This is a genomic window from Nitrincola tibetensis (assembly GCF_003284585.1).
Lineage (GTDB): Bacteria > Pseudomonadota > Gammaproteobacteria > Pseudomonadales > Balneatricaceae > Nitrincola > Nitrincola tibetensis.
On record NZ_QKRX01000002.1, the window covers coordinates 325,199 to 348,162 of the forward strand.

The 22,964-nt window shown below is 44.7% G+C and carries 26 protein-coding genes and 3 tRNA genes; 7 read left to right on the top strand and 22 right to left on the bottom strand.

All coding sequences use genetic code 11. The annotated features are described in order from the left end of the window. Nucleotide 1: 1 nt before the first annotated feature. From DN062_RS03605 to DN062_RS03670, 14 genes are all read right to left on the bottom strand, one after another. Nucleotides 2–655 (bottom strand): OmpA family protein, encoded by a 654-nt coding sequence (locus DN062_RS03605; protein ID WP_112157603.1) that lies wholly within the window; start codon nucleotides 653–655, stop codon nucleotides 2–4. Then, complete coding sequence (locus tag DN062_RS03610) at nucleotides 655–2,922, bottom strand: MotA/TolQ/ExbB proton channel family protein (protein ID WP_112157604.1); 2,268 nt, start codon at nucleotides 2,920–2,922, stop codon at nucleotides 655–657. Before DN062_RS03610 ends, DN062_RS03605 begins: the two co-directional genes overlap by 1 nt. Continuing rightward, nucleotides 2,922–3,263, bottom strand: a complete 342-nt coding sequence (locus DN062_RS03615) for a hypothetical protein (RefSeq protein WP_112157606.1) — start codon at nucleotides 3,261–3,263, stop codon at nucleotides 2,922–2,924. Before DN062_RS03615 ends, DN062_RS03610 begins: the two co-directional genes overlap by 1 nt. A gap of 292 nt (nucleotides 3,264–3,555) precedes the next feature. Then, nucleotides 3,556–4,797 carry a coiled-coil domain-containing protein gene (locus DN062_RS03625; RefSeq protein WP_112157608.1) on the bottom strand — a complete coding sequence of 414 codons (1,242 nt, stop codon included), beginning with the start codon at nucleotides 4,795–4,797 and terminating at the stop codon, nucleotides 3,556–3,558. A 16-nt stretch (nucleotides 4,798–4,813) separates the two neighbouring features. Then, nucleotides 4,814–5,821 (bottom strand): helix-turn-helix transcriptional regulator, encoded by a 1,008-nt coding sequence (locus DN062_RS03630; protein ID WP_112157610.1) that lies wholly within the window; start codon nucleotides 5,819–5,821, stop codon nucleotides 4,814–4,816. A gap of 154 nt (nucleotides 5,822–5,975) precedes the next feature. Beyond that, a complete protein-coding gene (locus DN062_RS03635) occupies nucleotides 5,976–8,048 on the bottom strand; it encodes an AAA family ATPase (protein ID WP_112157612.1) in 2,073 nt (690 codons plus the stop codon). Between the two features lie 348 nt (nucleotides 8,049–8,396). Then, nucleotides 8,397–8,483: transfer RNA gene (locus DN062_RS03640), tRNA-Leu, on the bottom strand. A 27-nt stretch (nucleotides 8,484–8,510) separates the two neighbouring features. Beyond that, nucleotides 8,511–8,584 (bottom strand) — tRNA-Cys (locus tag DN062_RS03645). 60 nt (nucleotides 8,585–8,644) lie between these two features. Next, nucleotides 8,645–8,720 (bottom strand) — tRNA-Gly (locus tag DN062_RS03650). Nucleotides 8,721–8,959: 239 nt separating this feature from the next. Beyond that, the gene (gene pgsA, locus DN062_RS03655) at nucleotides 8,960–9,508 is read right to left on the bottom strand and encodes a CDP-diacylglycerol--glycerol-3-phosphate 3-phosphatidyltransferase (protein WP_112157892.1); all 549 of its coding nucleotides are present in this window, start codon (nucleotides 9,506–9,508) and stop codon (nucleotides 8,960–8,962) included. Nucleotides 9,509–9,529: 21 nt separating this feature from the next. Then, nucleotides 9,530–11,368, bottom strand: a complete 1,839-nt coding sequence (uvrC, locus tag DN062_RS03660) for an excinuclease ABC subunit UvrC (RefSeq protein ID WP_112157614.1) — start codon at nucleotides 11,366–11,368, stop codon at nucleotides 9,530–9,532. A 3-nt stretch (nucleotides 11,369–11,371) separates the two neighbouring features. Beyond that, complete coding sequence (locus DN062_RS03665) at nucleotides 11,372–11,710, bottom strand: excinuclease ABC subunit C (RefSeq protein ID WP_239995683.1); 339 nt, start codon at nucleotides 11,708–11,710, stop codon at nucleotides 11,372–11,374. A gap of 118 nt (nucleotides 11,711–11,828) precedes the next feature. Continuing rightward, complete coding sequence (locus DN062_RS18645) at nucleotides 11,829–11,975, bottom strand: hypothetical protein (protein WP_164498069.1); 147 nt, start codon at nucleotides 11,973–11,975, stop codon at nucleotides 11,829–11,831. A 94-nt stretch (nucleotides 11,976–12,069) separates the two neighbouring features. Further along, a complete protein-coding gene (locus DN062_RS03670; protein WP_112157616.1) occupies nucleotides 12,070–12,942 on the bottom strand; it encodes an NAD(P)-dependent oxidoreductase in 873 nt (290 codons plus the stop codon). Between the two features lie 71 nt (nucleotides 12,943–13,013). Here DN062_RS03670 and DN062_RS03675 point away from each other — a divergent pair, with 71 nt between their 5' ends. Beyond that, nucleotides 13,014–13,538, top strand: a complete 525-nt coding sequence (locus tag DN062_RS03675; protein ID WP_112157618.1) for a TlpA family protein disulfide reductase — start codon at nucleotides 13,014–13,016, stop codon at nucleotides 13,536–13,538. A 23-nt stretch (nucleotides 13,539–13,561) separates the two neighbouring features. On the opposite strand, the gene mtnN is transcribed toward DN062_RS03675, so the two are convergent. Then, complete coding sequence (mtnN, locus tag DN062_RS03680) at nucleotides 13,562–14,350, bottom strand: 5'-methylthioadenosine/S-adenosylhomocysteine nucleosidase (RefSeq protein ID WP_112157620.1); 789 nt, start codon at nucleotides 14,348–14,350, stop codon at nucleotides 13,562–13,564. A gap of 94 nt (nucleotides 14,351–14,444) precedes the next feature. Next, a complete protein-coding gene (locus DN062_RS03685) occupies nucleotides 14,445–15,200 on the bottom strand; it encodes a pseudouridine synthase (RefSeq protein WP_112157622.1) in 756 nt (251 codons plus the stop codon). A gap of 129 nt (nucleotides 15,201–15,329) precedes the next feature. Here DN062_RS03685 and DN062_RS03690 point away from each other — a divergent pair, with 129 nt between their 5' ends. The 6 genes from DN062_RS03690 (at nucleotide 15,330) to DN062_RS03715 (ending at nucleotide 18,165) form a co-directional block, all read left to right on the top strand. Next, nucleotides 15,330–16,010, top strand: coding sequence for a Bax inhibitor-1/YccA family protein (locus tag DN062_RS03690; protein WP_036510210.1), 681 nt, complete (start codon nucleotides 15,330–15,332; stop codon nucleotides 16,008–16,010). Nucleotides 16,011–16,090: 80 nt separating this feature from the next. Next, nucleotides 16,091–16,489, top strand: coding sequence for a sulfurtransferase complex subunit TusD (gene tusD / locus DN062_RS03695; RefSeq protein WP_112157624.1), 399 nt, complete (start codon nucleotides 16,091–16,093; stop codon nucleotides 16,487–16,489). Then, nucleotides 16,486–16,851: a sulfurtransferase complex subunit TusC gene (tusC, locus tag DN062_RS03700; protein WP_112157626.1), complete on the top strand. Its 366-nt coding sequence runs from the start codon at nucleotides 16,486–16,488 to the stop codon at nucleotides 16,849–16,851. The genes tusD and tusC overlap by 4 nt, the downstream gene beginning before the upstream one ends. Before the next feature lie 21 nt (nucleotides 16,852–16,872). Next, the gene (tusB, locus tag DN062_RS03705) at nucleotides 16,873–17,160 is read left to right on the top strand and encodes a sulfurtransferase complex subunit TusB (RefSeq protein ID WP_112157629.1); all 288 of its coding nucleotides are present in this window, start codon (nucleotides 16,873–16,875) and stop codon (nucleotides 17,158–17,160) included. Nucleotides 17,161–17,162: 2 nt separating this feature from the next. After that, nucleotides 17,163–17,486 (top strand): TusE/DsrC/DsvC family sulfur relay protein, encoded by a 324-nt coding sequence (locus DN062_RS03710; protein WP_112157631.1) that lies wholly within the window; start codon nucleotides 17,163–17,165, stop codon nucleotides 17,484–17,486. A 115-nt stretch (nucleotides 17,487–17,601) separates the two neighbouring features. Further along, nucleotides 17,602–18,165 carry a chemotaxis protein CheW gene (locus DN062_RS03715; RefSeq protein WP_112157633.1) on the top strand — a complete coding sequence of 188 codons (564 nt, stop codon included), beginning with the start codon at nucleotides 17,602–17,604 and terminating at the stop codon, nucleotides 18,163–18,165. A 54-nt stretch (nucleotides 18,166–18,219) separates the two neighbouring features. Here DN062_RS03715 and DN062_RS03720 read toward each other — a convergent pair whose 3' ends face one another. Genes DN062_RS03720 through pabC form a run of 6 tightly spaced genes read right to left on the bottom strand, consistent with a single transcriptional unit; the run spans nucleotide 18,220 to nucleotide 22,889 of the window. Then, nucleotides 18,220–18,999 (bottom strand): TatD family hydrolase, encoded by a 780-nt coding sequence (locus DN062_RS03720; protein WP_112157635.1) that lies wholly within the window; start codon nucleotides 18,997–18,999, stop codon nucleotides 18,220–18,222. Between the two features lie 25 nt (nucleotides 19,000–19,024). Further along, a complete protein-coding gene (locus DN062_RS03725; protein ID WP_112157637.1) occupies nucleotides 19,025–19,375 on the bottom strand; it encodes a PilZ domain-containing protein in 351 nt (116 codons plus the stop codon). Between the two features lie 22 nt (nucleotides 19,376–19,397). Next, nucleotides 19,398–20,393 (bottom strand): DNA polymerase III subunit delta', encoded by a 996-nt coding sequence (locus DN062_RS03730; RefSeq protein ID WP_112157639.1) that lies wholly within the window; start codon nucleotides 20,391–20,393, stop codon nucleotides 19,398–19,400. Further along, nucleotides 20,390–21,022 (bottom strand): dTMP kinase, encoded by a 633-nt coding sequence (gene tmk / locus DN062_RS03735; RefSeq protein ID WP_112157641.1) that lies wholly within the window; start codon nucleotides 21,020–21,022, stop codon nucleotides 20,390–20,392. The genes DN062_RS03730 and tmk overlap by 4 nt, the downstream gene beginning before the upstream one ends. A 5-nt stretch (nucleotides 21,023–21,027) precedes the next feature. Beyond that, a complete protein-coding gene (gene mltG / locus DN062_RS03740) occupies nucleotides 21,028–22,065 on the bottom strand; it encodes an endolytic transglycosylase MltG (RefSeq protein ID WP_112157643.1) in 1,038 nt (345 codons plus the stop codon). Next, entirely contained in the window at nucleotides 22,059–22,889 is an 831-nt protein-coding gene (gene pabC, locus DN062_RS03745) for an aminodeoxychorismate lyase (protein WP_112157645.1), read from the bottom strand. The genes mltG and pabC overlap by 7 nt, the downstream gene beginning before the upstream one ends. Nucleotides 22,890–22,964 lie beyond the last annotated feature (75 nt).

Below are 22,964 nucleotides of genomic sequence, written 5' to 3' on the forward strand. Positions count from 1 at the left end.
ATTAGAGTCCCCGCTGCTCCATAAACCAGTGCAAAAACCGATCGCTCTTAAACTGAAAACGGAAGATCACTTTTCGATCACTAGGTTTATCTTCAAATTGATCAGCATCTAGCTTTCCTCTACCAGCTACCAGCATTCGAGTCTGAAATTGTTCTTTGCCATTGAAAGTAAGGTTAGATATAGTCTCAGACACACTAAGTGCCCGATCCAAACTCAACTTCATATTATAATCCCAGCCACCAGTGGAGCTTGTATGCCCCTCAATAATCACATGTTGTATTTGATCAGCAACCTGGTCGCTAGAAAATATTGCATTGCTGTAAACAGGTATAAATAACGACAGAAACTCTCGTCCTTCTGGCTTCAATTCAGCGCTATTCGAGTCAAAAAGTACTGAGTCAAGAATACTAATGTCTCCGGTTTGAGGGTCGACTTCTGCATTTATTCCCTTTTCAGCTAACGTTTTTTGTAGTGACTGAATAATTACGATTCGACTACTTTTTGCTTTTTCAGCAGCCTCGGTTAACTGCAAAAGTGCCAAAATCAAAAGCAAAGCAAAGATCATAAGCAAGCCAGACATCAAATCACCGATGGATAACCAAGCACCGGACTCATCTATATCGGTTTCTGGATAACTCCACTCGCTCCTAGCCATTAGTTCACCTTCTCTTCAACTAACTGCATTTCAATCTGTTGCATTGCAGTGACAAGCAGGTTAGCAGCATCCGCAAGCTTTCCATGTACTTTCGCAGCCGCTTCATCAAAGTTATCAAAGAAACGTACATGACTTGTATTTGCACGTTCAAAATAGTCAGTCATGGCTTCTGGCATCTGCTCTGTGATTTTATTAAATCGAACTGCAGCCTCTTCATAAGACTGACGTAACTTACCAACTTGAGCGCTTATAGCCATAGAAGCATCTTCAAGCTGACTAAAGGCACCTGCTTTATTCATACCTACAGCTTCGACTAGCTCCTCAACCAGTGCAACACCATCTTTTAGCTGAGTGTATTGTTGATCAATCGCAAGGTACTGCTGCTTACGCAATTCATTTTCTTCTTTGAAAGCAACACGGAAGTCCTCAACCACATCAGCTAAGCCTTCACGCTGCTGACCCAAAGTTGACTCAAGAAGGTTTGCCTGCATACTGAAGAACTCTTGCAGGTTTTTCTGATATTCAAGCCGGAAACGCTCAAGCTCCTGCTGGGTAACCAAAGACATCGACTTAACTTTATCATCGATATTGCTAAGACCTTCTAGCAAGTTATCCTTGGCTTCTTGCATCAAAACACTAGATTCACGCCCTATCCCTTTAAGACTCTCATTTTGTTCGGCAAATGCAGCCGCTGCATTTTGAGCACTCTGCTGAAACGCACTACGTTGAGACTCCATACCCCTTACAGAATTATCCAAAGCGCTTTGTATTTCAACAGCAATCTGTTTCAAAGTACCTTCTGTATCATTTTTAAATTGAGAAAGAATTGAGCGTAATGAATCCGCAAATTTTTCCAATCTTGTCAAAGTATCCAACTGGAACTGATTCAACGACTTCGCTGTTTGGTCAAGACCAGACATCAATCCATGCATTTCATGCACTAGGCTTTCAACCGAAGCAGAATATCTTTCACTAACTAAGGTCAGTTGATCAGCTTTTTCTATAGTTCTTGTGACATGTAGTGCAAACGGTTCAATAACTTCCTCACGAAGTGATTGCACTATCAGATCTACAACATCCTTAGCACTCTGCTCCTTGATCTCGCGCAGCTCTTTGATACTTTCACCAATTTTTGCCAAATATGGAGAGATTGAGTGCTCGACAGTTTGAGATACAGCATTGGACACGGAGTTGGCAATAATGTCAGAGTCGAATTTGTCGAACACATGCCCCAATTCACTCACAACATATGCCAACTGTTGATTCGATCTGTTTGTGGCATCGACGGCATCTATCTGTTTTTCTGCTAATTTTTTTTGAGTTTGTACTGAACTTTCCAGTAGGGCAATTACATCCTTATATCGCTGCAAACTCTCCGTTCGACCCTCTTTCAAGCAGTCTGATACAAACTTTAAATAAGGAGTAATAGTAGTCTCAATACTATCTGAGACCGCACCAGTAACAGACTTTGAGATCGTTTCCGAATCAAAATTTTTAAGGACGCTTTGCACTCCTTTCATTACACTGAGTAGTTCTTTATTCGTTTCTGCAACAGTCTCCGTTGCTTTTAGTTGCTGAATGATCAGATCCTCATGATTAGAAGAATTCATATTGTACAAAAGCGATGTAGGAGATACAGACACACACAGTTCTTGCAGCTCTGTAGTTAGAGACCGATAGCGTCTTTCACGCAATTTGCTGCAGACTGCATGCCACGCCATAAACACAATTGATGCAGATAATCCGGCAAGAGACGTGTAAAAAGCTGTTTTCATACCCGACAGTAGCTTTGTAGCCGAACTCATCAATTGTGCAGAATTACCACCTTCTGTTTGAAAATCTGCCAAGCCCAGAGAGATACCAAGAAAAGTGCCTAACACCCCTATAGTTGCCAACAAAGCTGGAACAAACCTATAGGGCGAGGATGGTTGATGAGGTACAAGCCCCCCTACAGGCACTGTTACTAAGTAACTAGTATTTGACCTTGCAAGCAATACCTTATTCTTTCCTTCTTCAGCAGAAGTTGAGGTGGAGCCAACTAAAAAATACTGATGAATTAAATTAATCAACTTAGCTGATTTATCTTGTAAATGAATTTCTTCATGTCCATGACTCAATAAACTTTTAATCTCTTTCCATGCTGCCAGTGATTTACCGTAACGAAATGAAAGCCTCGTCTCAGCCAACATAAAAAAAAGCAGACTAACTGCGATGACGACAAAAAAAACAAACGTTATATCTATTGAACCAACACCTGCCGTAATCATTAGACACCTCTGTCTACAAGTCGTTTTAATTCATCAGCTGAAAACAGCTCTGCTGCCATACGAACAGGCATATGCTCGACATCCGAGCGCACAACATTGTTAGGTAACCTAACTGGCTCACTTAACCTAATACTGAACAGTGGCTCACCTTCTATATTTTCAGTATCTAACTTAAGAGAGACATATGAAGGAAAACTTCTGATAAGCCTTACCTGAAGTGATGACTTTCTCTCTCGCAACATGACTGCAATAGAGGAGTTATCCCCCCATTGCTCACGAGCATGCTTCCATGCCCTGTTAATAGAAGTAATCTGATAAATCAAAACTGGATTCAGTTTCATTTATGACATCCATATTCATCATGACAAAAAAATTACAGCTAACGCTCAAACGCTAGATCTAACGGCTAAGCACAAACATAGGCGGCTCGGCACTTACTCGCACATACACATCTCTTAAGCAATCGTCAGCAATGCTCCAGATAAAAGATATAAGTTTGTTGTGTGCACTGTGGTCCATGGGTAATCCTACAAGTTAATTCAAGCTAATTTATTGTAATATATATCAATTTATATAAGGGTTCATAGCAGACAAGTGGGGCCACCAGTCTTAAAGCAGCCCCGCCGAATGCATCTATGATTTTGAGCCTTTAATTTCTGACCTTAGCTCCTCAACACCAGACGTGATCACATCACGCATGTTGATTCCCCAGATCATTTTAAAGCCCTTCAAAAAAACGAAGAGGAAAAGCAAAGGCAAAATCATTGCCTTAAAGAAAAACAGTGCCATGAGGTTGATGAATGATGGAATAGCCTGTTGTATATTTTCGATGTACTGAGAAACTTTTTCTCTGAAGTTGGACAACCCAGAAGTCATTGAGGTAAAACCTCCACTGATTGAGCTAAATAGGCCAGTAGATTTGCCCTGTAATGCATTTTCAATATCAATAATGGTTTTGTTTGCATTATTTAGCTCCCTCACCAGATCCCGACGCTCTCTTTCCAGTAACCTTTTTTGATTTTTGGCTGACCCAATTTCTTGATTAAGAACTATCACCCTCTCGTCACGATTCCAGGGACGCAAAGTATCAATCATGCCTTTCTCATCTTTTACTCTTTGTAAATCAGCTTCAAGCAATAAGATTGACATGTCTAACTGAACAACTTTATTGTCAATCTGCAGCACTTGCTCTTCTTTGAGTATCACATCCTTCTGAAGATTTTCCAAGTCGAGCGTTAAAGCTGCCCTTAACTCTTCAGATACGCTTGAGTCATCTGTAAAGCTCTCTAAATCCAAAGGATAGGTCTCTAGAAACGCCATTTCTTGTTCCGTTTTACTCTCTACGAAAGCTTTGTCTACGGCAGCATAGAAAAGCACAGTAAGGGCCACTAGAAACCGAAGCATCGCCAAGAAAACAAAGCTTTTAAAGAACACGTTAATCAACCGAAGCTTGTCAAAGTAGACAACAAGGACCAGCATGACACCTGACAAAGTGAAAATAACTTTGAAGAAGTTGTTCGCAACAATTTCAAGCAGGATTTTTTGTATGATCAAGGATCCTAAAGCCATTTTCATCAAGGACGAAAACTGCTCAACTAGATCGTTGACTGGGTCCAACAACTGCCCTATGGCTAGCTCTAATCCTATGAGAGGCACAGTGACAGACACCTCTTTGAAAACTGAAATGATCCCATTGAAAGCGCGTGCTATACCGAAGGCAATAGCCGCTTGACTCAATGATGCATCAACATACTTAGCAGAATGATGATCGATGATTTCCAGCCAAGATATGCCGATAAGTAAAATGACAACTGCAATAAAAAAGTATTTTACATTGCGATTGTTGAGCTCTAACGCTTTCGTAATATTTTCCATACACTGACTTCTTCAGTTATTTGCTATAAAGGTTTTGCATATTGTTGATCAAGCTGACTAATCGGCTTCTGAAATGGATCGGTTCAAGCACATGAATCTCAGCACCAAACCCCATCACCCACCACTGAGTCTGTAAATCATCCGGCACGATTGCCGTCAGCGTAACCCACCCATCTTCGTCGGGTTCAGACAAAGATTGTTGCTCGCTAATGGGGGTTTCTGACAATAACCAGGCAATCTTGGGTCGAATCTTTGCCACCAGTTCAATATCGCCTTCTCCTATTGGATAGCCAAACGCGCCCTGCTTTAAGTATTCATCAATCGTAAAGTCTTGTCTTTTTCTGCAAACAGCATGACTGTGTTTGCACTTTTTAATTCGATGCAGTGCAAAATGCCGAATATCCTCATAGTCTCCAACCGTTGCCAGCAGGTAGGTAACACTGTGCCTTGCAACTAAACCAAGTGGATGCAGGGTAAACTGCTTTTCTTCTGCTTTGGTTCTACTCAAATAGGTCACATCCAATGCGATGCCTTTAAGCAAGGCATCGGTTACCTCTGCCCAGATAAGGGAATCAATAGGGGCTGGTATTAACGCTTTGCCATTTGGAATCGCTTTAACATGCTGGGTCCAATCACTAAAACCACTCTCTTTCAGTTGTTCTAGGTATTTTCGAGCGGCGGTAAACTGGTTATTAAGCTGCACGATGGCCGCTTGCGGTAACAACCCTTTTAAATACTCTTCGGCAAGCACAAGTGTGAGGGCCGTAGGTGTATCCAACGCAGGCAAGTTACTTTTAAAAGCGGCATCAAATGACCAACGATAGGGTTTTTGAGTTTTATCGCAGAGCAATGGAAAATAGCTCGACATTTTTTCGAGGTCGCGCTGAACACTTCGCAAATCCACCTGAAACCCTCGCTCTTCTAGCAGCGCTTGCAGCGTGGTTGTCGCCCTGTATCCGGGCAGTCGAGGGATCAGTTGCAGTAAGGTTAAGTACCTAAATAATGTGTTGTGCTGACTACTCATCCTGATACAGATCCTTGTTTCCTTTACACTCATCATAGCCAATGAAAGTTAAGATTAAAACAGACTTAAGTCAAAGAAACTTACTTAATTACTTCTTACACATCACTTTTTGACCGCTCTTCTTAAACGCTGAATAGACATTTCATACACTCGCCTACACAAAACCAATCGTTCGGCTTTGGCCAGATGTTTTAATGTCATGCTCTCTTTGCAAACCTGCCAAGAGCGATGCGGGTGTGAGCGTTTCGCCCATTACACGGTGATGGCGCTCAACCGTGGCAAAATCACCTGGCGTCAACTGTTGGAGCTTATCCAATTGAGGCTTGCACTGATTTACATCAGCAAGGCTAAAATGATTCAGCTTGGAACGACCGAGATGATTATTAAATATCATCCAAACCTGCTCAGACGTTAAGTAATTGAAACGAATTTTGAAATCAAATCGGCGAAGTGCCGCTGAATCCAGATGCTCCATGTAGTTGGTGGACATCAGCAAAATCCCTTCGTATTGTTCCATCTGGACAAGCAGCTCATTCACTTGAGACACTTCCCAACTATGCTTGGCTTGTGTTCTTGGGGTCAGAAAGCTATCGGCCTCATCGATCAATAAAATACCTGAATGCTGCTGAGCGTCTTGAAAGGCTTGAGCTAAGGCTTTTTCGGTACCGCCTAGATATTTATCGAGCAAATCTGAGGCTTTTTTGGTAATCAGCGGCATGTCCAACTCTTGCGCAAGATAGGTTGCATAACCCGACTTGCCGGTTCCAGGTGGGCCAAACAGGCAGATGCGCCCCAACCGGCTGCGCTTGAGTCCATGAGTGAGCCTATCCAATGAGAAGTCAGTGTTTGAAAACACGGGGTTATAATAAGGAGTCCTCACGTTTTCACGCTTATTGTGTTCGCGATAACCTAAGGCTTGATAGAGTGAGGCAAGAATGGCATCTATCTCGTGCTCAATGCGCTCGGACTTACGATAGCCAGAGTTCTTCACCACACGGGCAGCTTGTGATAGGTGTGCAGCATGAACACCTTTTTGTTTAGACAATGACACCAGCCATTCCTCCCTAACCTGAATACCCTTGAGAATCCTTTTTGCAATTTTTAATCTTGCCTTCTCGCATAGCTCTGGCATCTCAAACACTAAATCAAAGCGACGTATGTAGGCGGGGTCCATAGTGTGATGGCTATTGGTTAACCAGAAGCTAGGCCGTTGGTTTGACTCTAATACACGATTCACACAGGCTTTATAGTGATTGCTGATTCGATCATTAAAAACATCCTCAACTTCATCAAACAGCATCACACTTTTCTTGTCTGAGGCCAACATATGCTGCGCCATTCTGAAGGCCGCCAAACGCCGATCGCCAGGTAAAGGGCGACCATCAGGCCCAGAGGACTTAACTTCATAGAGCGATAACCCCATGACTTCGGATAACACCCGAACCCATTCGGTTTTCCCTGTCCCGGGTTCGCCGTAAATCAGAATATTGACCCCTGTAAGCCCCTTGGCCGCCGCTCGACGCACATAGTTATAGATACGATCATACATCGGTTGGATATGCTCAAAATCAGACGGCACCAGCTCCGAAGGCTCCAACTTCAAGGTGTTTTGTCGAAAGAGCGCGTCGGGTCCATTTTCTTCGAAGTACAAAAGATCATCGAGACCATCGAGCAATTCAATACCGTTATGGAGGCCTTCAGGTGAAACCAACCCGCATTGACGCAAGGGCGCGCTGGCATTGAGCGCCTGGCTAATCAAGGTACGTGGGTACCTCAAGGCTATCGAGAGCATTGTGACCAATCGCTGAACACCTGCCCAACGACCTTGATGGAAGAGTTGAACAACATTGGCTAGACGAGAGTCTTGCTCTTTAATGACTAGGAATCCTAAAATCTCTTGCTCAAGCGTGGACATAGACAAGGAGTCTCCCAGGAGCTTAAGGTTACTGCCCAAAAATGCGGTTGGAAGATTCGGTACTGGCGACTGTTTCTTTGCCTCTGATCGTAAAATTCGCATTAGACGTCGGGGTGTCATATCGGCCGTGTCGTCGACTTCGATTCCTAAGCCAACCAACAGATCATCATCAAAATAGTTGCGATTATTGAACATTAAACGATAACCCTGCGCATCGATCAGCAAACGTAAAGCCCACTGACGAACCAGCTCTTCGTTCTGCTCACCGATTAACACTGTTTGGCTTTTGGAGGCATGTAACATCGGATGCATCGCTTACTCCTACTTCAATTGGATAGGTGGGAGTATACGAAATGGATGCGTTAGATTTTGTCGCTGTTAGGCGAAGATTTAGGGTTTAGCAGGGTCTGTCTACAAACATCCTGACTCAGAACTTTTATTTACACCTGCAACTCTGGAATCAGAGTGTACCGTTTTTGGCGCTCTCGAATAGTAGATTGAACACGTTGAGATACGCGGATTTAGCACAAGAGCAGCTAGAAAATACTATAAAAATGCAGGGGATTAAAATTTATCGACAGTAACAAGAGGAATTCAAGGAGGTTTTACGAGATAATTTTTTGAACGCACCATATCTTTTTGATTTAAAAATAAAAGATATGGTGCCCGAGACCGGACTCGAACCGGTACACTGTTTCCAGCGAGGGATTTTAAGTCCCTTGTGTCTACCTATTTCACCACTCGGGCGGTGTTTGATGTCTGCTTACTAAAGTGTGGAGGCTGGAGTCGGAATCGAACCGGCGTACACGGAGTTGCAGTCCGCTGCATGACCACTCTGCCATCCAGCCCTACCCTCTAGCAAACAATCAAGTCATGGACTTGAAACATTTAAAACTTACACTTCACTTTGGAGCGGGAAACGAGACTCGAACTCGCGACCCCGACCTTGGCAAGGTCGTGCTCTACCAACTGAGCTATTCCCGCTTCGCTGCTGAAGTGCTTGCCTTCAATGGGTGCGTATTCTACCGAATCCTCACCCCACGTCAACACTTTTTTTCAAGTTTTTGTTTTTTTTGATCTTTTGGCTAATTTTTAGCCAAACATCATTCGCCAATAACGAGGAATTCTCTCGGAAACGACATGTGTTGTTAAACCGAACGTTATGCACCCTTCTCACGATTCCACCCTAAAGCCCCTAAAAGTAAAGATCTACGCGGCTTTAGCTAAATATCATCTCGCATCAAGGGCCAAGCCGCCTTTAAATAGACAAACATAGACCAGAGTGTCAGAAGTGCCGCACCGTAAAGCGTGACGATACCCACCCAAGCCAACCCGCTGTAAACAGGCAAGGCAATTAACACCAAAATTGCAATCATTTGCAAAGTGGTTTTAATTTTACCCAACATCGAAACAGCGACTTTTGCTCGTTCACCAATTTCTGCCATCCACTCCCGCAATGCCGAAATCACGATCTCACGTCCAATGATGATAGCGGCTGGGACAGTCAGCAAAGGCGAGGCATACGCCTCAACCAAAAGTATCAGTGCCACCGCCACCATTAGCTTATCCGCGACAGGGTCTAAAAAGGCACCAAAATGCGAATTCTGATTCAAACGCCGTGCAAGATAACCATCCAGCCAATCGGTTAAGGCCGCCAAGCCAAAGACAGCGGCAGCCACCCATGAAGCACTTTGATAAGGTGCATAAAAAATAATTGCAAAGACTGGAATTAGCAGTATCCGCAACACCGTGAGTAAATTAGGTAACTTCATTGAAAACAGCATATATCAATCCTATTGGCTGTCTGGGTGTAAGGTTGCGTAGATTTCCTGCGCAAGGTTACGACTTATGGTAGAGACTTTTGCAATTTCTTCAACACTTGCGTTCTCTATCTCCTTGATACTACCAAAATATTTCAACAATTCACGGCGACGCTTGGCACCAACACCTGGAATGTCTTCCAATAACGAACGATTGCGCGTTTTTGCCCTTCTCGCTCGGTGTCCCGTAATCGCAAAACGATGCGCTTCGTCACGAATATGCTGTAACAAATGTAAAGCGGGCGAATCCGCCTTTAAAACCGTTTCCTCACCCGTTTGACCATGCACCAACACCTCAAATCCAGCTTTACGAGTCGGTCCTTTTGCCACTCCCACGACAACAACTTCGCTAATTTGTAGCTTCTCCAACACCTGCATAGCTTGTGAAACCTGCCCCTTACCACCATCAATAATTAAGATATCGGGCAATTTCCCTTCGCCTTTTTTCAGGCGGGTGTAGCGACGCTCCAACGCCTGCTGCATTGCGGCGTAATCATCGCCCCCATTGATATCTTCAATATTAAAGGTGCGGTAGTCTGATTTAAGCGGGCCGTTCTCATCAAAGACGACACAGGATGCAACGGTCGCCTCTCCAGAGCTGTGACTGATATCAAAACATTCCATGCGTGTAATGGGCATATCAAGCTCGAGCAGCTCTTGCAGTCCTAGATAGCGCTGGTAAATATTTTCTTTACTGGTGAGGTGGCTTGTTAGCTGCTGCAAGGCATTGGTTTGTGCCAATCGCTGCCAACCAGCCCGATCACTTCGCACCTTGTGCAAAATAGTGACTTTACGCCCAGACTTGTCAGTTAACGCCTGTTCAATGCATTCCGCGTCGTCTAACGCAAAAGGAAGAATAATCGCGCTTGGAATATCACGAACTGAAGACAAATAGTATTGCGCTATAAAAGAGGACAGTATCTCAGAGTCTGTCGACTCTAGGCTGACTTTAGGGTGATAAACCTTACTGCCAATAATTCGTCCACCCCGGACATACAAAGCGTGTAAAGAGACTATACCTTTGCCTGTAGCAAAACCAAAAACATCAGCCTCTCCATCACCATCCGCCGAAACGAACTGTTGCTCTTGAACTTGTCGTAAAGCAGACACCTGATCCCTTAACTCAGCCGCACGTTCAAAGTCCAATTGCTGAGCCGCCTGCTCCATTTGACTGGCAACCTCCTCAATCACTGAATGATTCTTACCCTCTAAGAACATGCGTGCATGACGAATATCGCGTTGATAAGACGCCTCATCAATGAGGTTTACGCAGGGCGCCGTACAACGCTTAATTTGATATTGAAGACAGGGACGCGAGCGGTTTTTAAAAAAACTATCTTCGCATTGTCGAATTTTAAATAATTTTTGCAGTAAGTTCAGGCTCTCGCGAACGGCTCCACCGCTTGGAAAAGGGCCAAAGTAACGCCCTTTTGCACGCTTGGCACCACGATGAAAACGCACAGCTGGAAACGCGTCGACATCGGAGATGAATATATAAGGATAGGACTTGTCGTCTCTGAGTAGGATATTGTAGGGTGGCTTTTGAGACTTGATGAGATTTTGTTCAAGTAGGAGAGCCTCAGTTTCGCTGTGTGTTACCGTCACTTCAATATGTTGAATGCGCGAAACAAGCGCTAGAGTCTTCCCTCCTAACCCTTGGCTTCGAAAATAGCTAGAAAGTCGATTCTTTAAATTTCTAGCTTTGCCTACATATAAAATCTCTCCTTGGGCATTATACATCTGGTAAACACCAGGACGAGTGCTGATCGTGCTTAAGAAAGCCTTACTATCAAAGGGTTGCTCAGAAGTCATGCTTTATGCAACAGCCTTTCGCAGTGCTAATCGCTTGTTTGCATTCATATGAATATGAGTTGCTTCTTTATGTATAGTCTGTAACTGCTCACGCGCCGCATCCGAAATACCGGCTCCTCTTGATAAGGAGACCTCAAGATACACACCTATTTCGGCATAATAATAAATGCGTGCGTTAAATGAACGCGCTCGCTTTAACTTGCTCAGGGAAATTTGCGCGCCATTAACCAAAATATTGTTAATATCACTATCGGATAACAAAGGATGGCGGTGTGTATGCTTTAAGTTTGCTTGCTCAGCCGCTAAGCGCTCACTCTGTTGAAGACTTCCTCGTGTTGGCATTTTCAAACCTCTATCAATGGTAAGGTATTACTTTAGATACTTTTAATCCAAAGTGAAAGCCTAGCTCAAAAACAATAAAAGCTGCCGAGGCAGCTTTATGTGCAAAAAACAGCAAGATTTAACCCTTGCGTGCTGCAGCCTCTGCATCTTTTGCCATTTCTTTTTTCAGGAAACGAAGCCCGAAGAAAGTAATCACAATCACACCCGCTATAACTGCAACACTTGGTGCAAAGGAAATCAAACTGTACTTATCAATAAACGTCATAGAACTCTCTCTTGATTATAAATGTATGAGCGGTGGATACCGCCCATTGGAATCCTTTAGGGTCTAACGCCCTTTCGAAGGGAATTATAGAGAATTACGACGGACGCTCAAGCCTTTTTAGCAAGCTTGACGTATCCCATCGACCTCCTCCCATGTTCTGCACATCGGCGTAAAACTGATCAACTAAAGCCGTGATGGGTAACTGCGAACCATTACGACGCGCCTCAGTTAACGCTATATCTAAATCCTTACGCATCCAGTCCACTGCAAAACCGAAATCAAACTCATTATTTAACATGGTCTTATGGCGATTCACCATCTGCCATGAGCCCGCCGCTCCGTGCTGAATCACATCAAACACTTTTTCGGCGTCTAAACCTGACTGCTTGGCAAAATGAACCGCTTCAGCAAGCCCTTGCACTAAGCCTGCAATGCAAATCTGATTAACCATTTTCGCAAGCTGGCCTGATCCGGCATCACCCATTAATTTTTGAGAGCGAGCATAGGCATCAATTACTGCAGAGACTTGATCATAATCGCTTTGGTCTCCACCCACCATAATACTGAGAACACCCTGTTCTGCGCCCGCTTGGCCGCCTGACACAGGAGCATCAAGACAACCAAGTGACCTACTTTTTGCAACAGCATACAACTCCTTGGCCACTTCCGCAGATGCAGTGGTATGATCCACTAAAATTGCACCCGCATGCATACTCGACATCACACCCTGCTCACCTAGTGTAACAGAGCGCAAATCATCGTCATTGCCAACGCACGTCATAACAAAATCTGCGCCTTCTGCTGCCAGTGCTGGGGTTGTGGCATACCTCCCCGAGTACTCGCTCGCCCAAGCCTGAGCCTTGGACTCTGTACGGTTATACACACAAACGTCGTGCCCAGCCTTAGCTAGATGTCCGGCCATAGGATACCCCATAGTGCCGAGTCCGATAAATGCTACTTTTGCCATGCTACTCTCTCATTTTTGTCGTACAAAAGATCCAATCTCTCTTTGGCAAACTACAATACAAGAATTAAGATATGAATCCAAACCCACAAGAGGCCCTAGTTTTGAAATCATCTGTTTTTTACTTAAGGTTGCCAATCGCACTTGCCATTATTCTCAGCAGCTTCTCCACCACGCTATCGGCAAACGGCATCACGCATAGCTTTACTCAGCTTGAGGGCAATGAGGTGTCTCTAAACGATTACAAAGGCAAGGTATTGATGGTTAACTTTTGGGCAACTTGGTGCCCACCTTGCATTCATGAAATGCCTGCATTTAACCGCCTTCAACAGACGTTTTCAGACGAGCCTTTTCAGATCATCGCCATTAATGCTGGTGAAACTGAAGAAACCGTTGTCGAGTTTCTAGAGGCATTCGAGACAGAGTTAATCTTCCCAATTTGGCTGGATCCAGAATGGAAAGGCTTTGGAGAGTTTGGCCTTCGCGGTTTACCTACGACATTAATATTTGGTAAGGATGGAAATTTAGTCGAGCGGGTTGTAGGAGAGAAGGAATGGGATCAACCTGAGGTATATGAACCCATTCGTTCATTATTTTAAATCGGATAAAACCTTTCGCTAACCTAGCCGATGCGATTTGTTTGTTCGTGATGACGTGCCACAACCTCAGCGACAATGGCATCAACCATTTTTGCCGAATTAGTGGCTGCTGTTTCTAAAAATTCTTTAAAGGATACGTTAGATTCCTTTCCAGCAATGTCAGATAATGCCCGAATCACAATAAAGGGCACCTCAAAGCGATGGCAGGTTTGCGCAATTGCGGCGGCTTCCATTTCAACGGCTTTAATGTCTGGAAACAAAGTGCGTGTTGCTTCAACTTTTTCCGGCTTGTTCATAAAGCTGTCGCCCGTCGCTATCAAACCATGAACGGTTGCAACCCCTTCAATTTGATTAATACAGAACTCTGCAATATCGGACAATAAGGGATCAGGTATGAAAGCAGGTGGCATGCCGGGCAATTGCCCAGGACGATATCCAAAAATAGTTAGATCCGCATCGTGATGCAGAACCTCTTTGGATATCACGACATCACCAACCGTTAATGAAGGATCAAAGCCCCCTGCAGACCCAGTATTGATGACGCAGTCCGGTTTGAAATCGTGCAACAGTACAGCCGTTCCTATCGCTGCATTCACCTTGCCAATGCCAGACTTTAGAAGAATCACATCCACACCGTGCATATGTCCTTGATGAAACTCGTACCCTGCAACTGAAAAAGACTGACAGTCCGCTAGGGTGTTTTTCAGAAGTTCGATCTCCTGATCCATGGCACCGATCAATGCAATGCGCAAAGGGGCGTTATTTGAAAATCGCTGTAATAGAGGGCTAAAATCTGTCGGCTGATTGGTCATGTAAGAGTTATTTTGAATTAATTAAAAGTATTGATAATGCTACCATGAGGGGCAGAATTCGCAATCAATAACGCTCCATATCGCAAAAAAACCCTTAAATTTCGAACAACTGAACGTTTCCCCAGCCTAGCCTGTCAAATAACGATAGCATTTGACTATCCAAGGGTGCTTTTAAGTGAAGCGACTCTTTAGTCACAGGGTGCTGACAATACAACTCTGTTGCCATTAACAATAAGCGATGGCAATCAAAATGCTCTCTAAATAAACGATTGTGACGGCCTTCCCCATGATTCGTATCACCAACCAATGGATGCAGTATATGTTTCATGTGACGACGAATTTGATGCTTACGACCTGTTTCTGGTTGAACTTTTAGCAAGGAGTAACGCGCCACCGGATAACGCCCAACGGCAATAGGTAGTTCAACACGCGCCAGCGTCTTGTAATGAGTGATTGCTGGCTTTGGTGCTTTATCAGGATCAGCGAGCGGATCGGCAAACTTGTCATAAATAGGCTTGAGCGCATAGTCTATTCTTCCCTCATCCTCAGTCCAACCCCGTGCAACACAAAGATAGGTTTTTTTGACCGCCCCTTCGGCAAACTGAGTATTTAAAGATTTCACTACCTCTTTATCACGCGCAAACACAATCACACCGGATGTTGCTCGATCTAAACGATGCACAGTATGCACCACTTGATCTGGGTACCGCTCCTTCAATAGGCCAACCAATGTTGGCTCATCAGGGTGTGAAATCCAACTTGGATGCACAAGCAAACCTGATGGCTTATTGACAACGGTTATCCATTGATCCTCATAAAGAATATCAAGCGTATAGGTGGGTGTTAGCATGAAAAAAAACGGCTCCCGACAGGAAATTTTGTGAATTTATTGCATTATAGTCGGTCAAAGACTTGAACTTACGGGAAGATACCCTGATTATTGAACGTTGGACAGACCTGAACAAAAATGAGGACTACTATGGATAAAGTACAAAATGTAGGTTACCGCTCGGAAGAGTCGGTACTACGCACCAATAAAGTGATACGCCAAACATACATGCTGTTGGCCATGACCATGGTTTTCAGTGCAGTAACGGCGCTAATATCAACCATTATCAATCCACCTTTCTTATTCTACATCGGCAGTGTATTGGTAAGCTTTGGCCTACTCTTTGTTCTGAATCGTAAGCAAAACTCTGCTGCAGCTCTGCCTTTGGTATTTGCATTTACAGGACTCCTAGGCTTTGGCTTAGGACCTTTGCTTAACCATTACCTAGCCATGCAAGGCGGCGGACAAATCGTCGTAACCGCATTAGGCATGACTGGCCTGACATTTGTCGGTTTATCCGCCTATGTTATGACCAGCAAGCGCGACTTTAGCTTCATGGGTGGTTTTTTAGCCACTGGTGCTATCGTTATGCTGATCGCAATGGTTGCTTTGCTTGTTCTGCCATTATTTGGCATTCACATGCCTGCATTGCACTTAGCTTTTTCAGCCTTAGTTGTATTGCTGATGGCTGGTTTCATTCTGTATGACACTAGCAATATCATCAACGGACACTATCAAAACTATATTATGGCAACTGTCAGTCTGTACCTAAGCATTTACAACCTATTTGTGCACTTATTGCACCTCGTAGGTGTACTTAGCAACGACTAAGATCCATGCTATCAAAGCCCCGTTATCCTTAACTGATAACGGGGCTTTTTTGTTGAATTTAATTAATCAGAGAAAACAACGTGATCTTTACTGTCGTCGTGCATGCATCGCCCTGCCAAAATGCAGCTCCGGAAAGCGCACTCCGATACTGCAAAGCTTTATTAAGCGCTGGCCACACTCTACACCGAGTATTCTTCTATCGAGATGGTGTCTTTAATGGCAATCAATTGATTAGTTCTCCACCAGATGAGCTCAACATCATGCGCGCTTGGCAAGAATTAGCAGAAGAGCACTCCATTGACCTAGTTATTTGTATTGCGGCTGCAATACGGCGCGGCGTGTTAGATGCCACGGAAGCCACACGCTATGAACGCGATCAAACAAATTTAGCCGAAAAATTTAACTTATCTGGACTCGGTCAGTTGGTCGAAGCCTGCATCCTATCGGATCGTGTGATTACGTTTGGAGGACAAGGATGAACTCACCAAAAAATATTCTATTGATGAGCCGACGTGCGCCTTATGGCTCTTCTGCCGCCCGTGATCTCTTAGACATTGCTCTCACTTGCTCTGTATTTGAACAGAACGTGGCATTATTACTGCTAGACGATGGCGTTCTTCAGCTCTTAGCGAACCAAGACCCGCAGGTGATACAACAGAAAAACTTAAACAGCCTGCAATCTTCTCTTTCTTTATATGATATTGAGAAAATTTACATTGATGCAGATGCTCTAGAGCATCATGGCCTTAGCCATTCAGAACTGCACATTCCAGTAACATTGCTTACGAAAATTGAGATCTCTCAACTGATTGCGAATAGCGATATCGTATTAACCGTTTGAATTAAGTTGGACGCCTTATTTATGACCACACTACATACACTTAATCAAGCACCCTCAAATGTCAATCTCATGCAGAGCTGTGTGGGCAGCCTTCAGCCTGATGACACCCTGCTGCTCATTGAGGATGGCGTCTATTGGTTACTCAATACGCACAGAGCTAAACTCCCTGCAGCACTAAAAATCAAAGCGCTGCGTCTTGACGCTCAAGCCCGTGGACTGACGCCCTTAGTATCTGAAGTAGATTTAATCGAAATGGATGAGTTCATCAACTTAAGTGTCCTTCATAACAAAATTGTGAGCTGGTTTTAAAGATGGCTTCCTCTATATCGGAATTACTCGACGACGAAGGTTACTTACGCAACCTTTCAGACTGGTCGGAAGAAATTGCACAACACCTTGCGCAGGAGAAGCAAATTCAATTAACGCCTGAGCATTGGGAAATTATTTACCTCTTGCGTAAATTTTACCAACACTACGAGCACTCGCCTGCAATGCGGCCTTTATGTAAAGCAATTGCATTGGATTTGGGCCCCGAAAAAGGCAAAAGTTTACACTTGCTTAAACTTTTTCCTGGTAGCCCCGCTAAAGTTGCAGCCTGCTTAGCGGGCTTACCCAAGCCAGATAATTGTCTTTAATCATCCATAGGCTTTTCAAGTAGATGACAGCTGTGGGATACTGCATCTATACTGTAATGACCTCAGGTTCACCAGGTTTTCCACTTACATGTGGGCCACTGACAGGAATAACAACATGAGTCTAGAAGCTGCTGCTGAGCAACTAAAAATGCTCCAAAACAACAATACGCATCAAAAAAAGCAAGAGGAAGCGGCTCGTCGCGCCAATGAAGACGATGTGGTCTATCACCAATGGGCTACATTTCGTGTGAATAAAGAGCTCTTTGGCATCGATGTAATGCAGGTTAAAGAAGTGTTACGCTTTGTCGATATCACGCCAGTACCAGGTGCCGATTACTCTGTACTTGGCATTATTAACGTACGAGGCAATGTTGTTACCGTCATTGATACGCGCCGCTTATTTAATCTACCCGACTCCACTCTGGACGATAACACGCGTATCATTATTGTTGAGCTTAATGACAAAGAAGTGATTGGTTTAGTTGTAGACAGCGTTGACGAGGTTATTAACCTACCCGCCAATCGTGTTGATCGAGCACCTAATCTCAGTGGCGATGAATCAACCCGCCGCTTTGTTCAGGGCGTTTGCTACCATAACAATATTTTGATAATCCTATTGGATTTAACAAAAATGTTACTTAGCATCACACCGACCACCGAAAGTGAGCACATGTTTTAACTGACACCAAACCAACCTTGCTGCTGCTATAAAGCAAGCAGCAAGGCGATGATACTAGGCAGGAACCTTGTTAAATAAACGGTAAAAGTTCTCTTGAGTCCTAGACGCCACTTCTTCGATTGTGACCCCTTTAATGTCTGCAACACAACGAGCCACTTCGACGACATAGGCAGGCTGATTCTGTTTCCCTCTGAAGGGAACAGGCGCCAAGTATGGTGAGTCTGTTTCGATAAGAATATGATCTAGAGGCACTGCTTTAACAACTTCTCTCAACTCTTCAGCGTTACGAAACGTGATGATTCCAGAAAAAGAAATCATATAGTTTAAATCAACCGCCGACATGGCCATGTCTAATGACTCAGTAAAACAATGCAAAACACCCGCTGATTTAGTACTTCCATGTGATGAAATCAAATCCAGTGTGTCTTCACGCGCATCTCGGGTATGAACAATAATAGGCAAGCCAAGCTCAGCCGCCATTCGCAAGTGCCCAGAGAAACTCACTTTTTGAGCATCAATATGGTCACGACTGTAATAGTAGTCCAACCCTGACTCACCTACCGCGACAACCCGAGGAGTTGCCAACGCAGAGCGTAGAGCGACTTCATCAAAAGGCTGCTCATCAACATGCAAGGGATGCACACCTGCTGATGCCCATACATTATCAAAAGGGGCTATCGCGTCCATCATGGTTTTAAACTGGATTAAATCAATAGAAACGCATAGCATTTTATTGACCTGCTTAGCCGTGGCCGCTGAAATCAGATCAGACAAGGAGGTTCCGAGTTTTTCAAGGTTAATACGATCAAGATGACAGTGAGAGTCAATGAACATTAAAAGAGGCCGTCCTAAAAATCTATCAAAGCGTGTAGGTGCGGCGATTACTGTTTAACGCACCCGCGAGAATATTTTCGATTTTGCGAACCAGCGCCATATCTTCCCCTGACAATTGAATACCTATCCCTGGCACTCGTCCACCTTGCGCAGCTTTTGGCGTGATCCATATGACTTTACCAGTGACTGGAATTTTATCAGGCTCATCCAACAGAGTGACCAACACAAACACTTCATCACCGAGGCGATACGGACGGGAAGTGGGAATAAAAAGACCACTGTTCACAACAAAAGGCATAAAAGATTTATATAAATCTTCTTTTGTCTCTATTGTCAGTGACAAGATCCCGTGGCTTATTCTCGGCACAATTGACATCTTTACAAAAACCCTCGAAGTGTTATCTGACCAACCTATTCCAGCGCATGAACAGGGTTTCGAGCAGAAGCTGGCGATTTGGGTTATGTCTTTCCATAAGACCAACCCGCTCGGCTTGCAACTGATCAATAAGTACAAACAATGCGGCTACATCGGCTTTTTTGGCGACGGCTGACAGCATCTTTTCCATGTCTGTATTGGTTATTTTAGCAGCTTCAGATGCAGTCTGCAGCCTTACAATGTCAACTAAAACACTATAAACCCAACCTGTAATCAATAAAAGGTCTTGTTTTTGCAACTTATCTGCCAATTCCAGAGGGGTTGCGCGTGCTTTCAAAATATCGACCAGTCCTTTCATTAAATCAGCACGAAGACTGGTTAAGCCCTCTTCTTGATATTTAACGGCCAGCAAAGGGGCATCTTGAGCAATGGATAGCAACTGGGCTGCTTTTTCAGGGGGTAAGCCTAAACGTCCAACCAACCAATCCACTGCATGTTCATGCTTGGGTGCTGGAAAATCAATTCGCTGGCATCGACTTCTTATCGTCGGCATTAACTGACCCGGTTGATGCGAGATAAGCATAATCAATGTACGCTGCCCAGGCTCTTCTAAGGACTTAAGCAAGGCATTGGCAGCATTCACATTCATGCTTTCGGCTGGATCAACAATGACCACACGATAGCCCCCTTGCTGGGCAGTACTGTGAAGAAATTGGGTGAGGTCACGCACCTGATCAACTTTGATTGCCTTGCCTGACTCTTCAGGACACAAATGCACTAAATCAGGATGAGTGGAGGAAGAGAGTAGCTCACAGCTTTTACAGTGACCACAGCCCAAACCACCTTCAGGATGTAAACACAGTAAAACTTGGGCTAAGGAGCGAGCAAAGGCATGCTTACCCATCCCTTGATGCCCACACAGCAACAATGCATGCGGCAAACGCCCCTGATCCTGCTGCTCGGCTAAACGCTGCCACAAGCCACTTGCCCAAGGGACGATCTCAACATGGTTTGTCATTTGGAAGCTCTGGTTAGTAAGGCTTGTCGGATTTGCGCTTGCACCTCTTCTAAAGGCGGCTGAGCATCGATAATTACAAAACGATCAGGCTCGCACTTTGCGCGCTTTAAGTACCCCTCTCTGACACGCTCAAAGAAGGCACTTTGCTCAGATTCAAAGCGATCCATCTGACCTCTTGCTTGCGCTCGCGCCAACCCTACTTCCACAGGCAAGTCGAGTAAAAAGGTTAAATCCGGCCGCACCTCACCTTGCACCAACTGCTCAAGAGAGGCAATCACATCTACGCACATCCCACGACCACTTCCTTGATACGCATAGGTTGCATCGGTAAAACGATCACACAACACCCACACACCCTGATGCAGGCTTGGCAAGATACGCTCATGCAAGTGCTGAGCTCTCGCTGCAAACATCAACATCAACTCAGTTAATTCATTGACATGCTCACCCCTTGGCTGCAACAACACACCTCGCAACTCCTCTGCAAGAGGGGTTCCACCTGGCTCGCGTGTCACCATTACCGGCACTTGCAACTCGTCTGAGAGCAGCTTATGGATGTACTGCAGATTGGTCGACTTACCAACGCCCTCAACCCCCTCAAGGGTAATAAACAATCCTTTTTTTGACATCGAAACTATCCTCCTGGCGAAGAGCGATAATCACTGCGACGATTGCGCTGATAGCGATTAACGGCATTGTTATGTTCACGCAATGTTCGTGAAAAATGATGGGTGCCATCGCCTTTCGCGACAAAATATAGCTCATCACCTTCTTCTGGATTCAAAGCCGCCGTAATCGCTTCTCGACCCACCATTGAGATAGGTGTCGGCGGCAGAGCCGGAATTGTATAGGTGTTCCAAGGTGTAGGTCTTTGCAAATCGGCACGCGTGATTCGTCCCTTATAGGCATCTCCCATGCCATAAATGACCGTAGGGTCGGTTTGCAAACGCATCCCTAAATTCAAACGTCGCACAAACACCCCTGCAATTCGAGGGCGCTCACTCGGCACACCTGTTTCTTTTTCAATAATAGAGGCCATAATCAATGCTTCATAGGCAGAACGGTAAGGTAAACCTTCTGCGGCAAGTTCCCACTGCTGATCTAAAAAGCCATGAAGCGCTTGATAGGCGCGCCTTAGTAAATCAATATCACGACTGCCACGATTAAATTGATACGTCTCGGCTAGAAACTGCCCCTCAGCTGCCACCCCTTCAGGAGCGCCCAACAATGCCATCAGCTCAGCCTCTGACAGGCCCTCAAGGGTCGAAACGAAGCGACCATCAGCGGCTATTGCAGCAAGCAGCTGTTTAAACGTATGCCCCTCGACCAACGTAAAGTAATGCGCCACCACCTCGCCTCTGTTCATTTTTTCAAGCACGTCTTGCAACGACTGTCCTGGCTGTATTTCATACTCACCCGCACGAATAGCCGTGATTTCAGGATTCAGACGAACATACACACGCATAAGGTCCAAGTGTTCAATCCAGCCTCGCTCATGCAACTGCTGCATCAACTGCATGAAACTGGTACCACTTGGCACATTGAAGTACTCGCTTTCCGTCAGGGGTAAAGGCTGCAAAACTTGCTTTTTAGATGCATCAAGCACCCAGAGCACGACTCCTGCAGCCAAAAGCACTCCTAAAATAACAACTAAAAAAAATTTTTTTAACATACGCGGTAACTTGCCTCTAACAATGCCTGTAATTTACGTGTGACAGGTCCAATGACAAACGAATGGGGCGACAGTTCCACCAGCGGCCAAATACCAATGAGACTGTTACAAAAAAAGATCTCATCTGAAGCAAGCAGATCTTCCAGATGATATCGCCCCTCATGTAAAACAAATCCTTCGCGCTCAGCTAGGTGGATTAAATGCTGACGCATCACTCCCCAAACACCACAACGGTCCAAACTCGGCGTATGGAGCTCCCCTGCCTTCACCATGAACAGATTGCTCATGGTGCCTTCAATAATGTAATCATCGATATCACAGACGATTCCTTCTTGAAGGTCTGCTGTCTGCCACTCTGAGCGCGCCAGAACCTGCTCTAATCGATTTAAGTGTTTCATCCCTGCCAAGCCAGGCGATATACCTAAACGCTGCTGGCAAAGCATTGCTTTGATGCCCATGCGCTCAGGCTGGTTGGGGTAAACTGAAGGAGGTAAATATTGAAGAATTCGTGTGGGAACAATTCTATCAGGCATTCGGTAGCCTCTTAAGCCCTCCCCACAGGTTATCGTAATGCGCAACACACCCGTCTGATCCGGCAAGAATCCACGAATATCTTGCTCAATTGCATCAATCACTGATTGAAAAGGAATACCAAGACGCTCGCAACTCATCATCAGTCGCTGTCGGTGCAATGACCACAACAAAGCCGTGCCTTGCACTATAGGCAAAGTTTCAAAAATCCCGTGACCGTAACTCAAACCACGATCTGTTACGCTAATGTGTTCAGCAGGAACGCCATTTACCCAACAAGATGATTGCATCATTTAGAATCGACTTAAAATGACGGCAGAACTGAGTACTCAGTTCTGCCGCTCAAATATAATGGGAGCACGCCACTA

Bases quoted from the DNA above. Each gene is read 5' to 3' on its own strand.
- DN062_RS03605 (WP_112157603.1), bottom strand. From the start codon at position 655: ATGGCTAGGAGCGAGTGGAGTTATCCAGAAACCGATATAGATGAGTCC.
- DN062_RS03610 (WP_112157604.1), bottom strand. From the start codon at position 2,922: ATGATTACGGCAGGTGTTGGTTCAATAGATATAACGTTTGTTTTTTTT.
- DN062_RS03615 (WP_112157606.1), bottom strand. From the start codon at position 3,263: ATGAAACTGAATCCAGTTTTGATTTATCAGATTACTTCTATTAACAGG.
- DN062_RS03625 (WP_112157608.1), bottom strand. From the start codon at position 4,797: ATGGAAAATATTACGAAAGCGTTAGAGCTCAACAATCGCAATGTAAAA.
- DN062_RS03630 (WP_112157610.1), bottom strand. From the start codon at position 5,821: ATGAGTAGTCAGCACAACACATTATTTAGGTACTTAACCTTACTGCAA.
- DN062_RS03635 (WP_112157612.1), bottom strand. From the start codon at position 8,048: ATGCATCCGATGTTACATGCCTCCAAAAGCCAAACAGTGTTAATCGGT.
- pgsA (WP_112157892.1), bottom strand. From the start codon at position 9,508: ATGAAGTTACCTAATTTACTCACGGTGTTGCGGATACTGCTAATTCCA.
- uvrC (WP_112157614.1), bottom strand. From the start codon at position 11,368: ATGACTTCTGAGCAACCCTTTGATAGTAAGGCTTTCTTAAGCACGATC.
- DN062_RS03665 (WP_239995683.1), bottom strand. From the start codon at position 11,710: ATGCCAACACGAGGAAGTCTTCAACAGAGTGAGCGCTTAGCGGCTGAG.
- DN062_RS18645 (WP_164498069.1), bottom strand. From the start codon at position 11,975: ATGACGTTTATTGATAAGTACAGTTTGATTTCCTTTGCACCAAGTGTT.
- DN062_RS03670 (WP_112157616.1), bottom strand. From the start codon at position 12,942: ATGGCAAAAGTAGCATTTATCGGACTCGGCACTATGGGGTATCCTATG.
- DN062_RS03675 (WP_112157618.1), top strand. From the start codon at position 13,014: ATGAATCCAAACCCACAAGAGGCCCTAGTTTTGAAATCATCTGTTTTT.
- mtnN (WP_112157620.1), bottom strand. From the start codon at position 14,350: ATGACCAATCAGCCGACAGATTTTAGCCCTCTATTACAGCGATTTTCA.
- DN062_RS03685 (WP_112157622.1), bottom strand. From the start codon at position 15,200: ATGCTAACACCCACCTATACGCTTGATATTCTTTATGAGGATCAATGG.
- DN062_RS03690 (WP_036510210.1), top strand. From the start codon at position 15,330: ATGGATAAAGTACAAAATGTAGGTTACCGCTCGGAAGAGTCGGTACTA.
- tusC (WP_112157626.1), top strand. From the start codon at position 16,486: ATGAACTCACCAAAAAATATTCTATTGATGAGCCGACGTGCGCCTTAT.
- tusB (WP_112157629.1), top strand. From the start codon at position 16,873: ATGACCACACTACATACACTTAATCAAGCACCCTCAAATGTCAATCTC.
- DN062_RS03710 (WP_112157631.1), top strand. From the start codon at position 17,163: ATGGCTTCCTCTATATCGGAATTACTCGACGACGAAGGTTACTTACGC.
- DN062_RS03715 (WP_112157633.1), top strand. From the start codon at position 17,602: ATGAGTCTAGAAGCTGCTGCTGAGCAACTAAAAATGCTCCAAAACAAC.
- DN062_RS03720 (WP_112157635.1), bottom strand. From the start codon at position 18,999: ATGTTCATTGACTCTCACTGTCATCTTGATCGTATTAACCTTGAAAAA.
- DN062_RS03725 (WP_112157637.1), bottom strand. From the start codon at position 19,375: ATGTCAATTGTGCCGAGAATAAGCCACGGGATCTTGTCACTGACAATA.
- DN062_RS03730 (WP_112157639.1), bottom strand. From the start codon at position 20,393: ATGACAAACCATGTTGAGATCGTCCCTTGGGCAAGTGGCTTGTGGCAG.
- tmk (WP_112157641.1), bottom strand. From the start codon at position 21,022: ATGTCAAAAAAAGGATTGTTTATTACCCTTGAGGGGGTTGAGGGCGTT.
- mltG (WP_112157643.1), bottom strand. From the start codon at position 22,065: ATGTTAAAAAAATTTTTTTTAGTTGTTATTTTAGGAGTGCTTTTGGCT.
- pabC (WP_112157645.1), bottom strand. From the start codon at position 22,889: ATGATGCAATCATCTTGTTGGGTAAATGGCGTTCCTGCTGAACACATT.